15 protein-coding genes are annotated in these 15,552 nt (G+C 66.0%); 8 read left to right on the top strand and 7 right to left on the bottom strand.

The window, feature by feature from the left end; translation table 11 throughout:
* Positions 1–28: 28 nt before the first annotated feature.
* Positions 29–937: an RsmB/NOP family class I SAM-dependent RNA methyltransferase gene (locus EKH81_RS10945; RefSeq protein WP_132057497.1), complete on the top strand. Its 909-nt coding sequence runs from the start codon at positions 29–31 to the stop codon at positions 935–937.
* A complete protein-coding gene (locus EKH81_RS10950; RefSeq protein ID WP_132057498.1) occupies positions 934–1,449 on the top strand; it encodes a DUF7122 family protein in 516 nt (171 codons plus the stop codon). Before EKH81_RS10945 ends, EKH81_RS10950 begins: the two co-directional genes overlap by 4 nt.
* Here the strand turns inward: EKH81_RS10950 and EKH81_RS10955 are convergent.
* Positions 1,446–2,972, bottom strand: a complete 1,527-nt coding sequence (locus tag EKH81_RS10955) for a DUF790 family protein (protein ID WP_132057499.1) — start codon at positions 2,970–2,972, stop codon at positions 1,446–1,448. The genes EKH81_RS10950 and EKH81_RS10955 overlap by 4 nt on opposite strands.
* Before the next feature lie 76 nt (positions 2,973–3,048).
* Between EKH81_RS10955 and EKH81_RS10960 the strand changes: the two genes are divergently transcribed.
* The gene (locus EKH81_RS10960) at positions 3,049–3,417 is read left to right on the top strand and encodes a hypothetical protein (RefSeq protein ID WP_132057500.1); all 369 of its coding nucleotides are present in this window, start codon (positions 3,049–3,051) and stop codon (positions 3,415–3,417) included.
* A 32-nt stretch (positions 3,418–3,449) separates the two neighbouring features.
* Here EKH81_RS10960 and EKH81_RS10965 read toward each other — a convergent pair whose 3' ends face one another.
* The gene (locus tag EKH81_RS10965; protein WP_132057501.1) at positions 3,450–4,787 is read right to left on the bottom strand and encodes a DEAD/DEAH box helicase; all 1,338 of its coding nucleotides are present in this window, start codon (positions 4,785–4,787) and stop codon (positions 3,450–3,452) included.
* A 527-nt stretch (positions 4,788–5,314) separates the two neighbouring features.
* Here EKH81_RS10965 and EKH81_RS10970 point away from each other — a divergent pair.
* On the top strand, positions 5,315–5,770 hold the full coding sequence (locus EKH81_RS10970; RefSeq protein WP_132057502.1) for a luciferase domain-containing protein: 456 nt from the start codon (positions 5,315–5,317) through the stop codon (positions 5,768–5,770).
* A 44-nt stretch (positions 5,771–5,814) separates the two neighbouring features.
* Positions 5,815–6,468 (top strand): nucleotide exchange factor GrpE, encoded by a 654-nt coding sequence (locus EKH81_RS10975; RefSeq protein ID WP_132057503.1) that lies wholly within the window; start codon positions 5,815–5,817, stop codon positions 6,466–6,468.
* A gap of 2 nt (positions 6,469–6,470) precedes the next feature.
* Here EKH81_RS10975 and EKH81_RS10980 read toward each other — a convergent pair whose 3' ends face one another.
* Entirely contained in the window at positions 6,471–6,980 is a 510-nt protein-coding gene (locus tag EKH81_RS10980; protein WP_132057504.1) for a universal stress protein, read from the bottom strand.
* Positions 6,981–7,315: 335 nt separating this feature from the next.
* Between EKH81_RS10980 and dnaK the strand changes: the two genes are divergently transcribed.
* Both dnaK and dnaJ read left to right on the top strand, forming a co-directional pair.
* Positions 7,316–9,241, top strand: a complete 1,926-nt coding sequence (dnaK, locus tag EKH81_RS10985; protein ID WP_132057505.1) for a molecular chaperone DnaK — start codon at positions 7,316–7,318, stop codon at positions 9,239–9,241.
* A gap of 60 nt (positions 9,242–9,301) precedes the next feature.
* Positions 9,302–10,456, top strand: coding sequence for a molecular chaperone DnaJ (gene dnaJ, locus EKH81_RS10990; RefSeq protein ID WP_132057506.1), 1,155 nt, complete (start codon positions 9,302–9,304; stop codon positions 10,454–10,456).
* 254 nt (positions 10,457–10,710) lie between these two features.
* On the opposite strand, the gene EKH81_RS10995 is transcribed toward dnaJ, so the two are convergent.
* The gene (locus EKH81_RS10995; protein ID WP_132057507.1) at positions 10,711–11,568 is read right to left on the bottom strand and encodes a hypothetical protein; all 858 of its coding nucleotides are present in this window, start codon (positions 11,566–11,568) and stop codon (positions 10,711–10,713) included.
* A 62-nt stretch (positions 11,569–11,630) separates the two neighbouring features.
* The gene (locus EKH81_RS11000) at positions 11,631–12,575 is read right to left on the bottom strand and encodes a CPBP family intramembrane glutamic endopeptidase (RefSeq protein WP_132057508.1); all 945 of its coding nucleotides are present in this window, start codon (positions 12,573–12,575) and stop codon (positions 11,631–11,633) included.
* Positions 12,576–12,775: 200 nt separating this feature from the next.
* Here EKH81_RS11000 and EKH81_RS11005 point away from each other — a divergent pair, with 200 nt between their 5' ends.
* Complete coding sequence (locus tag EKH81_RS11005; protein ID WP_132057509.1) at positions 12,776–14,755, top strand: AMP-binding protein; 1,980 nt, start codon at positions 12,776–12,778, stop codon at positions 14,753–14,755.
* A 6-nt stretch (positions 14,756–14,761) separates the two neighbouring features.
* On the opposite strand, the gene EKH81_RS11010 is transcribed toward EKH81_RS11005, so the two are convergent.
* Positions 14,762–15,175: an Ig-like domain-containing protein gene (locus tag EKH81_RS11010; protein WP_132057510.1), complete on the bottom strand. Its 414-nt coding sequence runs from the start codon at positions 15,173–15,175 to the stop codon at positions 14,762–14,764.
* A 63-nt stretch (positions 15,176–15,238) separates the two neighbouring features.
* A complete protein-coding gene (locus EKH81_RS11015; RefSeq protein ID WP_132057511.1) occupies positions 15,239–15,448 on the bottom strand; it encodes a hypothetical protein in 210 nt (69 codons plus the stop codon).
* Positions 15,449–15,552: the final 104 nt, after the last annotated feature.

Consider the following 15,552-nt stretch of genomic DNA (forward strand, 5'->3'; position numbering starts at 1 on the left):
AAACGCGGCTCGCCCGAATCTCCCGTCAATGGAGACACTGGAGCGGTACGAACCCCTCATCGAGGACTTCGACGCCTTCCTCGACGCCTGCGGGCGCTCGCTCCCGTCGGTCGTCCGGGTCAACACCATCAAGGCGACCGTCGAGCGCGCGAAGCGGGCGCTGGACGAGCAGGGCGTCGGGTGGACGGACCGCGAGTGGTCGGACACCGTACTGGAACTGGACACCACGAATCCGGGAAGCACGTGGGCGTCGTTCCACGGCTGGATTCACGGTCAGGAGGAAGTGTCGGCGATTCCCACCGAGATTCTCGACCCCGAACCCGGCGAAAAGGTCTGGGACGCCTGCGCCGCGCCGGGGAGCAAGACCACCCAACTCGCGGCGCTGATGGACGACGAGGGGCTCGTCGTGGCGAACGACAACAATCTCGGTCGGCTGTCGGCTCTGCGATTCAACACCGAGCGACTCGGCGTGACGAACACCGCGGTCACGAATCAGGACGCCCGGAACTTCTCGCTCAAACCGTTCGATTTCCCGGCGTTCGACCGGGCGCTCGTGGACGTGCCCTGCTCGTGTGAGGGGACGATTCGGAAGAACCCGACCACGCTCGACGAGTGGACCATGAGCCACGTCCGGAGCGTGGCGGGCGTCCAGAAGGGCATCCTCCGACGCGCGATACAGGCCACCCGCGAGGGCGGCACGGTCGTCTACTCGACCTGCACCTTCGCGCCCGAGGAGAACGAGGCCGTAGTGGACCACGCGCTCGCCGCCGAGGACTGCCGACTCGTGGAATTCGACGTGGGTCTCGATTCGCGGCCCGGCGTCACCGAGTGGGACGGCGACGAGTACGACGAGAGTCTGGCGAAGGCCAAACGATTCTACCCCCACCACAACGACACGGGCGGGTTCTTCTGCGCGAAACTGGAGGTCGAAGCATGAGCCACGAGACGCCGACGAACGACGGTCAGCGGTTCGACCGCCTGCCCGAGACGCCCGCCGACCGGGAGGTCGAGGGCCGGGCCAGCAGACAGGAGGTCGTGGAGTGGTGGGACCAGCGGTTCGGAATCCCGCCCGAGACGTTCGAGGGGTACAGCTTCTGGGAGAAAGGAAAAGGGAAGATTTGGATTCTCCGTGGCGACCTCGGCTCCCCGATTCGAATCGAGGCGCTCGGGATGGCGTTCCTCCGGACCCGTCAGGAACACTGGAAGCCGACCACGAACGCGGTCCAGCGATTCGGTCGCCGGGCGAGTAAGAACGTCGTCGAACTCACCCGCGAGCAGGCCCGCACCTTTGCCCGCGGCGAGACCCAAGAACTCGACTGGGACGGCGACTGGGGATATCTGGTCGCGACGCACGAACTCGCGGGCGAGGCCGAACCCCTCGGCGTCGGCCTGTTCGTCCACGGAGAGTTGCAGAGTCCGGTGCCGAAGGGGCGACAGCGCGACCTCTAATCCTTCTCCCGAACCGTCCCGCCAGTCAGTCCCTCCCAGTCGACCGCGTAGCCGAGTTTTGCCAGCACCGCGCTCGCGTCCTCGACACCCCACTCGGCCAGCGTCTCCTCGGCTTCCGAAAATGCCATCCCTGCCTCGATTTCGCCCCGGAGGTCGTCCAGCACTTCGGGCCGGACTAAGGTCCGGCCCACGCGCTCGTGGTCGGGAAACGTCGCGTTCTCGACGGCGTCCTCGCTCACGCCGTACTCGCCCGCGAGCGATTCGAGCGAAATCGCGCCGGCTTCCGGCGCGATTTCGTCCGGAAGCCCCGCCGCACTCTCGGCGACCAGTTCGTCCTCGTAGCGCCGGAGGGCGTCGCGAACGTCCTTGAGTCGAATCGTCCCGGAGTACGGAACCGCGCGGTGGTCGCGGGCCGCAATCTTCTCGCCGACGCCGAGGCTCTCGTCCACCGCGACCACCATCTCGACGTCCTCGACGGTTTCGAGCTGCGAGAGCTTCTTTGCGACGTACTCGGGCGTCCAGAATCCCATCACTTCGAAGAAGACGCGGAAGTCGGCGTGCCGATAATCGAACGCGAAGTCGGGAATCATGACCCGCGCACCCGTTTCGAGGGGTTCGGGTTCGCGCACGAGGTCCCAGTCGAGGTCGAGCGACCCGAACCGGGCGGCGAAGTCGGCTTCGACGCCGCTGTCGAAGGTCACCGTCGCGACCGGTTCGGTCCCCGGCGCGACCACGGGGTCGTCGTCGGACAGCGAGAGCGTGCGCTCGGTGCCGTAGTCGTCGATAGTCGCCGAGAGCGTCCATTCGTCGGCTTTCACCACCGTTCGGAGGAGTCGCGCGAATCTGGTGCCGTACCGCCGGGTCGAGCGAAAGAGGGCGTCGGGTCCGGTAACGACGACCTCTCGGTCGGAGACGCCGCGCCTACCGCGGTCGTCCGTCTTGCGAATCTCGTACATCAGCCGAAGTCGCTTAACTGCCGAGACGAGCGCCTTGGGGTCCGACGTTCGAATCCGAACCTCGGTCGCGTCGAAGAGGGCGGTCATCGCGAGTGACAGATTGTACTGGGCGAGGAGGTCGTCGGGACTCCACCGCGAATCGAACTCTGCGAGAATCTGGCGCTCGTCCAAATCGGCGTACAGCGCGTCGGCGACCGCCTCCGAATCGACGCCGAGGCGCTCGCCCGCGCGGGCGAGCGCCTCGGCGCGCTCGGCTTCGGCGACGACGCCCACCGCTTGGGCCTCCTCGAAGGCCGCCTTTCGAGCGCGCTCGGGTTCGACGGGCGCGCGAGTCTCGAAGACGGCCTCGCGTTCGAGAAGCTTGGCGAACCCCCGGACCAGCTTGAAGTGGTCGGCTTCGGGTTCCAACTCCCGGAGCGCGGCGTCGAGCGTCTCCTTGGATTCGCCGACGTGACCCTGAAAGGTGCCGAGGACCCGCGCCGCGAGCGGGCGGTGGCTCCGGTCGGCGAACTGCGGATGGTAGCCGCCCCCGGCGCGCGAGACCCGCAACAGGTCCTTGGTCAGCATACCCGGTTCTCGGGGCGGAGCCTACAAAAGCGGTCGGAAGCAGAAGACTCATTCCGGTGGACTGGGACGGAGACCTATGCGCAGACGTGACACCCTGCGGAAATGTGTCGGGGTCGTGACGGTCGGCGGACTGGGTGCCCTCGCTGGCTGTACCGGGGGCGGCGACGCCGACGACGGCGGGGAAGCGAACCTCGCCGTCGAGGGGTTCGACCACGGCGCGGACGATTCGGGCGAATTAGTCGTCACCGTCACCGTCGAAAACGACGGCGACGCCGAGGGGTCGGGGACGCTGTACGTCGAGGTCGAAGCGGGCGAGGACATCACGCGAGAGAGTCAGGAAGTGACCGTGGCTCCCGGCGGGTCCGAGACGTACGACCTCAAGTTCCCGTTCGACTACGAGCGGTTCCGAGACCAGGGGAGCATCAGCCTCGACCTCCGAACCTGACCGGAGCTACCGGTGACGGTGGCTGAGTCGAACTACCGACGGCGCTCGGCGACTCGTTCCTCGGCTGTTTCGGCGCTCACGACCTCGTACAGCAGGGCGGCCCGGTCGTCGCTTTTCGGACGGAGAATCCGGCCGAGTCGCTGAGTGAACTCGCGTTCGCTCCCGCTTCCCGAGAGAACGACCGCCACGTTCGCGTCGGGCACGTCCACGCCCTCGTCCAGCACGTTCGAGGTCACGATTCGGGAGTAGGTTCCGTCGCGGAATCGCTCCAGAATCTCGCGGCGCTCGGCGGTCGGGGTCTGATGGGTGAGCGCGGGGAGCAGGAACCGCTCCGAGAGCCGATACACGAGGTCGTTGTGCGCGGTGAAGACGATGATTCGGTCGTCGCGGTGGTCGTCGAGAATCGCTTCGAGCGTCTCGACTTTGGCGTCACTGTTCATCATGACCTCGCGAGCGCGCTGTTTGGCGAGGAGGGCTTCGCGCGCCTTCGGGTCGGACCCCGACCGCTTGACCAACTCCTGATAGTCGCTCCCGCTCTGCATACTGATGTTCGAGCGCGCGAGGTAGTCGATGAACACCTGATTTTCGGCGTCGTAGCGCTCGCGCTCGTCGGCCGTGAGTTCGACTTCGAGGCGCTTGATGTCGTAGGGCGCGAGGTGCTCGCCCGCCAATTCCTCGGGAGCGATGGCGTACGCCTTCTCGCCCACGAGGTCGGCGACCACCTCGTGTGCGCCGTCCGGGCGCTCGAACGTCGCGGTCAGGCCCATTCGGGCAGGGGCCGCGAGCAGACGCGCGATGTCGCGGTACCCCTCGCCGCCGAGGTGGTGGACCTCGTCGAAGATGACGAGACCGAATCGGTCGCCGAGTTCGTCGGCCCGGAGGTATGCCGAGTCGTACGTCGAGACGGTGAGGGGTTCGACGGTCTGCTCGCCGCCGCCCATCTGGCCGACCGGAATGCCGAACTCGGATTCGAGTTCGGCCCGCCACTGCTCCAGCAGGTCTATCGTCGGAACGACGACGAGCGTCGCGGTCTGAAGACTCTCGATGGCTTTCAGTCCGATGACGGTCTTGCCGCTCCCTGTCGGGAGTTCGAGGACCCCCTGCCGGTTCGCGTCCTCCCACGCCGAGAGCGCGTCTCGCTGATACGCCCGGAGTTCGTAACTCGACGCGACTCCCGGGAGGTCGGGCGCGTCGAGGACCGAATCCTCGTATCGGACTCCCTCCTCGTCCAGATGCTCGCGGAGCGCGGCGTACCTGAACGCGGGCGCTCGTCGGGTCTTCGACCGAGCGTCTGCCTCGGTGTAGGGCAGGTCGCGGTCGGTCTCGACCCGGAGGGTTCCGCCTTCGAACGCGAGCGTCGTGTCGGGCACGGCTTACCTCCCCGTCGGTCCCGGCAGGACATAAACGGACTGCTACCGTGAGCGTCGGGCGAGTGCGGTGGGTCGGCCGGTCCGGCCGACCCACCGCGAATCGGCCGGTGACGCTTTCTATCGGAACTCAGGCGGTGACGCTTTCCACCGAGAAACACCCGGTGACACCCTCTACAGGAAATCGGCCGGTGACGCCAACCCCGGGTGGGACTGAAAGGGGCCGTCCGGTCGCGCAACGCTTGGTCGTCTCTGCGGGCAACTATTCGCGCCGACGCGGTGCGGAAAGGCGCGAATATCCCACAGAGCGACCGCGACCGGGCGGGGGCTTTCGAGGCGTTCTTCGAGGTAGATCTCACGGCTCAGACCACGTAACGCGTTTCGAGGGTATCTCGTTCTGAACCGGTCCAAAAGAACCGCGAGAAAACAGCTCTCGATGTCTCTACCAGCACAATCCGAGCCACGAAGACGACTCCACGCAGTCGGGCACGTCGGTTAAGTTTCCGGACGGCCTACCCCGACCAAGGACCATGGGGGACCAAGACCGACGCCGGACCGCGAGACTCGTGGACCGAATCATCGAGGAGGTCGCGGCGTGGCCGCACGTCAACACCAACGAACACCGGTTCGAGGGCCGGGAGTTCACCCTCGGGCCGCGGGAGGTGGGCCACGTTCATCGGTGGGGAATCGTTGACGTGCCGTTCACAAAGCGCCTCCGGGACCAACTCATCTCGGAGGGCAAGACCGGCGAGCACCACGTCGTCCCCGAATCGGGGTGGACCACGCTCTACGTCGAGGGCGACGAGGACGTGGAGCACGCGACGTGGTTGTTGCGTCTCTCGTACCTCTACCACGTCACGACGCTCAAGCGGACGCCCGTCGGGGCCGAGAAGTTCGCGGACGTGGACGTTGACGAGGAACTGGCGGAGTTGGGTGTTAGCGACGAAGTGACGACGGCGTTCGAGCGGCGGGGCCGCGACGAGTGACCTGTTTCTGAATGCTTAAACACGCCCAACCACTCCTACCAAGTATGACCGACGAGGAAGCCACCGAGCAGGTTCGAGCGGACGCCGAACCGGCGGCCGACGACGCTGACGCCGGGACTGAATCGGCTGTCGAAACCGACGACGCCCTCGGCCCGAAGAGCACCTCGCTCGTCGCCAAGGTCGCGCTCGAAGACGACTCGCTCGCCGACGACCTCGAAGCCCACCTCGCGGACCTCGAAGCCGAGGCCGCGAGCGCGGCGGACGCCCGCGAGCGCGCGGAGGAGTTAGAGTCCAAACTCAAGCGCAACCGGGCCGACTTCCAGAACTACAAGAAGCGCGCGAAAAAGCGCCAAGAACAGATGGAGGCTCGCGCGACCGAGGACCTCGTCGAGCGCCTGCTCGACGTTCGGGATAACCTCGTGCGCGCGCTCGACTCGGACCACGACGACGTCGAGAGCATTCGGGAGGGCGTCGAAATGACGCTCAAAGAGCTAGACCGGGTGTTCGCCGACGAGGACGTCTCGGAAATCGACCCCGAACCCGGCACCGAGACCGACCCCCAGCGCCACGAGGTGATGATGCGAGTCGAGAGCGACCAACCCGAGGGCACCGTCGCGGACGTGTACCAACCGGGGTACGAGATGGGCGAGAAAGTCCTGCGGGCCGCGCAGGTCACCGTCAGCGACGGCGGCGAGTAGCGTCACTCCGACGGATAGCTCTGGGGAGTCTGCTGTCCGTGCGGAGACGGACCTCTGCGCTCGGAGACTTTGGTGGGGCTTCGATGTCGAACGATGACCACGTCGTACGCCCCGTCGGTCGCGATACTCTGGCCGACGGTCGCCATCGACGAAACGAAGTGTCCGGCGTTGTCGCTCCCGACGAACACCATCCGGGCGTCTTCGTTCTTCGCGATGTTCCGGACGCGCTTCGCGATGGTTCCCGACGGCGCGTACCGGTCCACAATTTCGTACTGGAATTCGGCTTTCGGGCACAGACTCGTCACACCCTCGTGGAGGTCCGTCACGAGCGACTCCATGTCGAGTGCCTCGTTCGGCCCAATCCATCCGCGCTCTCTCGCGTAGTCGGTGTTCCCGCTCGGAATCACGCTCACCGCGAGTACGTCTTCGTCGAATACGGTCGCGAACTCGGCCGCACGAAGGAGCGCTGCTTCCGATAGGTCCGACCCGTCGAACGGAACGAACAGCGTCATACCAAGAATATTTGGCATCTTCGATAAATATGTTCCGAGTTCTTTTTAGAAATCGGAGCAAACGCGAAATAGAGGCCGTATCGCAGTGCGAATCGCTCTCCGGCGCGGACGTGTCGGTCGCCCTCGACTCGTGGTCCTCGACTCGCGGGCCGGGTGGCGAGAGGGTGTCGCGACCTTCACCCAGCGAAAAGTCGAATTGCGGTCGGATATATAAGTATGGTATCCTGTGTCGAACCGGATCTGGAAAACCGCAAGCGGGCGGCCACCCCTCTCTGCGAAGCGAAACGCCGAGACTAGCAAGGCTTAAAGGTCAGAACGCGCAACGTTCGAACAAGATGGCGAGTAACAAGATTCTGGGAATCGACCTCGGAACCACGAACAGCGCGTTCGCGGTCATGGAGGGCGGCGACCCGGAGATTATCGTCAACGGCGAGGGCGACCGCACCACGCCCTCGGTCGTCGCATTCTCCGACGACGGCGAGCGTCTCATCGGCAAGCCCGCGAAGAACCAAGCCGTCCAGAACCCCGAGCGCACGCTTCAGTCCATCAAGCGCCACATGGGCGAGGACGACTACACCGTCGAAATCGAGGGCGAGGAGTACACGCCCGAGCAGATTTCGGCGATGATACTCCAGAAAATCAAGCGCGACGCCGAGGAGTACCTCGGCGACGACGTGGAGAAGGCGGTCATCACGGTCCCCGCGTACTTCAACGACAAACAGCGCCAGGCCACGAAGGACGCCGGAGAAATCGCTGGCTTCGACGTCGAGCGCATCGTCAACGAGCCGACCGCGGCGTCGATGGCGTACGGTCTCGACGACGAATCCGACCAGACGGTTCTCGTCTACGACCTCGGGGGCGGCACCTTCGACGTGTCCATCCTCGATTTGGGCGGCGGTGTCTACGAGGTCGTCGCCACCAACGGTGACAACGACCTCGGGGGCGACGACTGGGACGAGGCCATCATCGACTACCTCGCTGAGGAGTTCGAGAACGACCACGGCATCGACCTCCGAGAGGACCGTCAGGCGCTCCAGCGCCTGAAGGACGCGGCCGAGGAGGCCAAAATCGAACTCTCCTCGCGGAAGGAGGCCGACGTCAATCTCCCGTTCATCACGGCGACCGACTCAGGTCCGGTCCACCTCGAAGACAGTATCACCCGCGCGAAGTTCGAGTCGCTGACTTCGGACCTCATCGACCGCACGGTCGAACCGACCCAGCAGGCGCTCTCGGACGCGGGCTACGACGAGAACGACATCGACGAGGTCATTCTCGTCGGCGGTTCGACCCGGATGCCACAGGTCGGCGAGAAGGTCGAGGAACTCACCGGTCAGGAGCCGAAGAAGAACGTCAACCCCGACGAGGCCGTCGCGCTGGGCGCGGCGATTCAGGGCGGCGTCCTCTCGGGCGACGTGGACGACATCGTACTGCTCGACGTGACGCCGCTCTCGCTCGGTATCGAGGTCAAGGGCGGCCTGTTCGAGCGACTCATCGACAAGAACACCACGATTCCGACCGAGGAGAGCAAGGTGTTCACCACGGCCGCGGACAATCAGACCTCCGTGCAGGTTCGCGTCTTCCAGGGCGAGCGCGAAATCGCCAACGAGAACGAGCTCCTCGGCGAATTCCAACTGACGGGCATCCCGCCCGCACCCGCCGGAACGCCCCAAATCGAGGTCGGCTTCAACATCGACGAGAACGGCATCGTCAACGTGACCGCCGAGGACCAAGGCTCGGGCAACTCCGAGGAAATCACCATCGAGGGCGGCGCAGGTCTCTCGGACGACCAAATCGAGGAGATGCAGGAGGAAGCCGAGAAACACCGCGAGGAGGACGAGAAGCGCCGCGAGCGCATCGAGGCCAGAAACGAGGCCGAGAGCGCGGTCCAGCGCGCCGAGACCCTGCTCGAAGAGAACGAGGAGAACGTCGACGACGACCTCGAGGCCGAAATCGACGCCGAAATCGAGGACGTGCAGGCAGTCCTCGAAGACGAGGACGCCACCACCGAGGAACTCGAAGACGCCACCGAGAGCCTGAGTCAGGCGCTTCAGGAAATCGGCAAGCAGATGTACCAACAGCAGGCCCAAGCCGGTGCGGGCGGCGCGGGCGCTGGACCGGGCGGTGCAGGCCCCGGCGGCGCGGCGGGTGCCGGACCGGGCGGCATGGGCGGCCAGGCCGGACCCGGCGGCAACGGCGCGGGCGACGAGGAGTACGTGGACGCCGACTTCGAAGACGTAGAGGACGACGAGGACGACCAGTAGTTCGGCCCGTCGTCGCAACGCACCCTTGAAGTAACTCCGTCGTTTACCGACTGACAACGAATGAGCGAGGACTTCTACGACGTACTCGGCGTGAGCAGGGACGCCGACGAGGACGAGATAAAATCGGCCTACCGCGACAAGGCGACCGAGTACCACCCCGACGTAAGCGACGACCCCGACGCCGAGGAGAAGTTCAAGAAGATACAGAAGGCCAAGGAAGTCCTGACCGACGACCAGAAGCGTCAGGCCTACGACCAGATGGGCCACGACCGCTTCGAGCAGACCGAAAAGCGCGGCGGTTTCGACGGCGGCCCCGGCGGCGCGGGCGGCATGGGCGGCCAAGGTCCCTTCGGCGGGATGGGCGGACAGGGCGGCATGGGCGACATCTTCGAGCAGTTCTTCGGCGGCGGCGGTCGCGGCCAGTCGAACCGCCCGCAGAAGGGCAACGACCTCCGAACCCACCTCACCGTCGACCTCGAAGACGCCTACGAGGGCGTCCAGAAGCAGGTCAGCATCAGACGACCCGAGCGGTGTGACACCTGCGACGGCGACGGCCACCCGCCGGGAACCGACTCGAACACCTGCCGGGAGTGCAACGGTCGCGGGCAGGTCACCCAGGTCCAGCAGACGCCCCTCGGCCGAGTCCAGCAGACTCAGACCTGCCGGAGATGCGGCGGCGAGGGCGAAATCTACTCCGAGACGTGCGACGACTGCGGCGGCGACGGCGTGGTCCAGCGCGAGGCGACCCTCTCGGTCGAGGTACCCGCTGGCATTCAGACCGGCCAGACGCTCCAGATGGAGCGCGAGGGCGCGCCCGGACCCAACGGCGGCCCGAACGGCGACCTCCTCATCGAGGTCGAAGTCGAGGACCACCCAGACTTCGAGCGCGACGGCGACGACCTCCACCACCAGCACGCCATCTCGTTCCCGCAGGCGACGTTCGGCGACACCGTGGAAGTTCCGACCGTCGATGGCTCGGTCGAGATGGACGTGCCCGCCGGAACCCAGAGCGGCGAGCAGTTCCGCCTCAAGGGCAAGGGGATGCCTCGTCTCCGGCGGCGCGGCCACGGGGACCTCTACGTGCAGGTGCAGGTGGTCACGCCCGAGAGCCTGAACGACGAACAGCGCGAGGCGCTCGAACAGTTCGCGGAGGCGGGCGGCGAGGAAGTCAACGTCGAGCAGGGCTTCTTCGAGAAAATCAAGAACTCACTATAACCCACCTTTTTCCGCCTCGGGTTCTCGAAGACCGCGAACTCCGTTCGCGGTCTTCGGCCACCGCTCGGCGCAAAAATCTGGACCAAAAAGGCCGCTCGCTGACGCTCGCGGTACAAAAACTGGTGCGCGCGCTTCGCGCGCTGCGCTCTGTTCGTGTGGCTCGAAAACAGCTTTCGGCTCGAAACGCCCGCCTCGTTCGAACGATACTGACCGAAACGCACCGGAGCGAGGCGCTCGCGCCTCGCTCCGGCGCGCTATCGCCGCGGCAGATGCTCGTCGAGCGCTGCGGTCACGCCGTCCAAATCCTCAATTTCGTCGAGGTCGCGGCGAACGTCGCGCAAGCCTCGCGCCGACCACCCCGCGCGGTGGAGTACCAGTGCGTCGTCGGTCACCGAGTACGAGTCGAACGCCGACCACGACACGATTCGCTTGTGAACGGGCATCGCGACCAGCAGTCCGGCGTCGGTCACCGCGAACGTCCGCTCGGTGGTCGCACCTATCAGGCCCGCGCCCAAGGGTACGAGGAGATTGAACAACCACTGCAGGGAGCCGTACTCGGTGGCGAACGAGACGAGGAGACCAATCATCCCCCCGCCCATCAGAACGACGACAGCCCAATTCGTGATTCGGCGGTCGCGTTCCGGCCCACGGGCGCGGAACCGGGCCGACTCCTCGGCGTCGGCGAGGACGGCCTTCACGTGTCGGTTCTGTGCCGCGACCGCGAGGCCCGTGCCGACGGCCGCGCCCGCGAGCATCCCGAGCATTGCCACGCCGACCGAGGCTGACGACCCGACTCCGCCCCCGATGGAACCGAACATGAGCGCGGCCCCGAAGCCGAACCCGACGATGGGGGCGAGCCACACCCACCGGGTCGAGCCGAGTCGAACCGCGAGCGACTCGTCGCGCGCGACCCACCCGACCGCGGCCGTGACCCCGACCGTCGTTCCGAGCACGGCGAAAAACAGCGCGGCGGCGTCGGTCGTGACGCCGACCGCGAGACCGAGCGTGACCGCGGGAACGACCAGCGCCGCGACGTACAGACCCGCGAGGAGGCCGAAGAACGCGTCGGTGGATTCGGTCGTCGCGTCCCGTGACTCGGGTGTCGATTGCATTCGCTCGTACGTTTCGTGTCGGGTCGCAAAAACGTTCGGTCGCCGAGCAGACGCGTCGGCACTCACGCCCACTCGATTTCGAGGCCCTCGTGAACCCCGAACTCCAGCGCGTTCACGAGGTAGTGGGCGACGACCACGACCAGCAGACTCCCCGTGAGGACGAACGCCGCGGCCAGCACGAACCCGAGCATCCCGGTCACCACCACGCCGCCGGGCCCCTGCGCGCCATGACCGACCGCGAACGCGACGGTCGAGAGTCCGGCCAACAGCCACGGCGAGAGACCGAATCCCGCGGCGAACACGCCGACGAGCGCCGCCCGAAACAGAAGCTCCTCGAACACCGCAATCGTCGGGAGGACGACCCCGAGCAGAATCGCCCACCCCGAGAGCGTGTCGGGCGCGAGCTCCTCGCGGAGGCCCTCGGAGTACTCGATGCCGGTCGCCTCGAGGACCTCGGTACTCAGTTCGTTAGCGACGTAGAGCGCGACCCCGAGGACCGAACCGACCGCGACCGCCGGGAGACCCGCGTTCCACGGGTCGCCGACCGCCACGCCGAGGTCCGCGAGCGGAATCGAGCCGAAGAGCGCCGCGCCCACGAGTATCACGCCGAAGAAGCCCTGACTCACCGCGACGTTCGCCAGCAACGCCCCGGTGGTCATCGACTCCAGCGACGGGCCGCTCGCCGGGTCGGCGTCCTCCTCGGCGGCGTTTTCGCCCCACGGCGTTTCGTCGTCGCGCCACGGGGTCTCGGACTCGTCGTCGGGAGCCTCGCCTTCCCGGCCGGTATCGACGGCGCGCCCGACCCCGCTTGCGCGGCGCTCGACGCGGGCGGCACCCGTGGCAGGAATTGCCCCGTCGGCTTCGGCGTCCGTCGCTGGTCTGCTCTCGCCGCTCTCGCCCTCGGCATCGGCGAACATCGCCTGCGAGGCGCGGGCCAAGAGGATGAGCAGGCCGAGGACCAGCAGGGTGACGGCGGCGAACGACTCGTACTCCGGCGCGGGAGACATCGAGTGGACGTACGAACCCCGCCGGGAAAAATCGGTGGCTTCTCTCCTCCTTGGGGTGGACGCGGACCGGTACCGGACACCGGCCGAGTATCGGACGCCCGGTGAGAACTGGACACCGCCTGAGTACCGGACAATGGACAGGACCACTGGTGAGCAAATTACTTGTCTCACCCCCTCAATTTCTGCCACACGGAGCTATCATGGATACACTCGAAGACGTAGACGAGGTGGTTCACGAACCCGGCGAGGAGTTCGTGGAATCGACGAACGTGTATCGGTTCATGCAGGAGCACGGCATCGACGACTACGACGAACTCATCGAGCGGACGACCGGCGACGTGGAGTGGTTCTGGGACGAGATAATCGACTACCTCGACATCGACTTCTACGAGGACTACGACGAGGTCCGCGACGATAGCGAGGGACCCCAGTTCTCGGAGTGGTACCCCGGCGGCGAACTCAACATCGCGCACAACGTGGTGGACCGCCACGCCCGGCCCGACAGTGAGACCCGAAACAAGGAGGCGTGCATCTGGGAGGGCGAGGACGGCGAGGTTCGGGAGATTACGTTCCACGAACTCCGCCGCGAGTCGAACATGGTCGCCAACGCGCTCGAAGAACGGGGCGTCGGGAAGGGCGACGCGGTCGGCCTCTACATGCCGATGGTCCCCGAAGTCATCTCCATCCTCTACGGCGCGTTCAAGGTCGGAGCCATCGTCGTCCCCATCTTTTCTGGCTTCGGCGTCGAGGCGACCGCGACCCGCATCGAGGACCCCGAGTGCTCGGTCCTCTTTACGGCAGACGGCTTCTACCGCCGGGGGAGCGAGGTGTATCTCAAGGATACCGCCGACGAGGCCATCGAGCAGGCGGGCTACGTCGAACACACCGTCGTCTACGATAGATTCGGCAGTAGCGAGGAAGACATCTCTTGGCACGACGACCGCGACGAGTGGTGGGCCGAGGCGGTCGAGACCCAGTCCGACGAGTACGACACCGTGGCGATGGACTCGCGCGACGAGTCGATGATTCTGTACACCTCCGGCACCACCGGCAAGCCGAAGGGCACGGTCCAGACCCACGCCGGGCAGTTAGTCCAGTGCGCGAAGGAGATTTACTTCGGCTTCGACCACAAGCCGAGCGACCGCTTCTTCTGGGTGAGCGACATCGGGTGGATGATGGGACCGTGGACGCTCATCGGCAACCACGCGTTCGGCGGCACCGTCTTCATGTACGAGGGTGCGCCCGACTACCCCGACCCGGACCGCTTCTGGTCGATGATAGACCGCCACGCCATCTCGACGTTCGGTATCTCGCCGACCGCGATTCGCGCGCTCCGGAAGTACGGCGACGAGTGGCTGGAGGGCCACGACCTCTCGACCGTCCGACTGCTCGGTTCGACCGGCGAACCGTGGGACCCCGAGAGCTGGCAGTGGTTCTACGAGAACGTCGGCGGGAGCGAAGCCCCAATCATCAACATCTCGGGCGGTACCGAAATCTGCGGCTGTTTCCTGATGCCGATGCCCATCCAGTCGCTCAAGCCCTGTACGCTCGGCGGGCCGGGACTCGGGATGGACATCGACATCGTGGACTCGCAGGGCGAGTCCATCGCCGACACTCACGAACGGGGCTTCCTCGTCGCACGGGACTCCGCGCCGTCGATGACGAAGGGCCTCTGGCAGGACGACCAGCGATACCTCGCCGAGTACTGGTCGTCGTTCGAGGACCCGCCGCTGTGGGACCACGGCGACTGGGCGCAGAAGGACGAGGACGGCTTCTGGTTCCTCCACGGCCGGGCTGACGACGCCATCAACGTGGCCGGGCGGAAGGTCGGTCCCGCCGAAGTCGAGGGCGCGCTCATCGACCACTCGGCAGTCAATCAGGCCGCCGCGGTCGGCGTGCCCGACGACACCACCGGACAGGCCGTGGTCGCGTACGTCATCCTCGAAGGCGACTACGACGCGGACGACGACCTCCGCGAGGAACTCCGCGAGCAGGTCGGCGCGGAACTCGGCAAGCCGTTCCGACCCCGCGAAATCCTGTTCGTCTCCGAGTTCCCCAAGACCCAGTCGGGCAAAATCATCCGGCGGGCCATCGAAGCGACCTACACCGGCGAGGATTTGGGCGACATGAGCAGCATCGAGAACCCCGCCGCGTTAGCGGACTTGGAAGACGCCCAGTAACCGAACTCAGGCGCACAGCATTCCGGTTTCGACCGTCCCGTTCGATTCTATCCATATTTCCGTCGTACACAGGTCGTCCGGTCCCTCCACGTTGAACGACTCGGGCTCGCGGTCGCCGACGGTCACGACGAGTCGGTAGTAGTGACCGTACGCCGTCGCGTTCTCCCACGAGATTCGCTCGTCGGGTTCGACGCGAACCGTCTCCGAGACCGTCACGTTCGAACCGTTCGCCGACGTAACTTCGACGTGTATTCGGTGGGTTTCGTTGTCGTTGTTCGAGATGTGGAGGTCGTCCATCGCCGAGTGCGACCTGTCGTCGCTCAGAAACGTGACACCGGCTACGCCGAAGACGACGAGTCCGAAGAGTGCGAGGCCCGCGAACCAGATTGCGAGACCCTTGAAGAACGTCGAGTCGGCCATTTCACGTTTCTCTCCTTGCTGGAGTAGTAAGCCTTCTGTGATTTTGGCATCCCAGGAAATCGCTCAAACGACTTCGCTCGGCCGAACGACCGTCTTTTCGGGCGCATCTCCGACCGCGACCGCGAAATCTCCGGTCGCGCCCTCGTCGGGAAGCAGCATCGCCGCGCCCGCGAGCAGGGGCGCGAGGACGCCCGCGACCACGGTTCCGGGGTCGGCGAGCGAAGCGCGGACCGCCACCTCGTCGCCGGGTTCGAGATTCCAGTCGTCAGCCACCTCTCGGGCCGCCTTCAGAAGCCCCCTGTGCGAATAGTCGCGGTCGCGGGGGGGGGGGGGGGGGGCCGCCCCCCCCCCCCGCCGGGGGGGTGGGGGGAGGGGGA

The sequence above is a fragment of the Halorussus amylolyticus genome, from assembly GCF_004143485.2.
Lineage (GTDB): Archaea > Halobacteriota > Halobacteria > Halobacteriales > Haladaptataceae > Halorussus > Halorussus amylolyticus.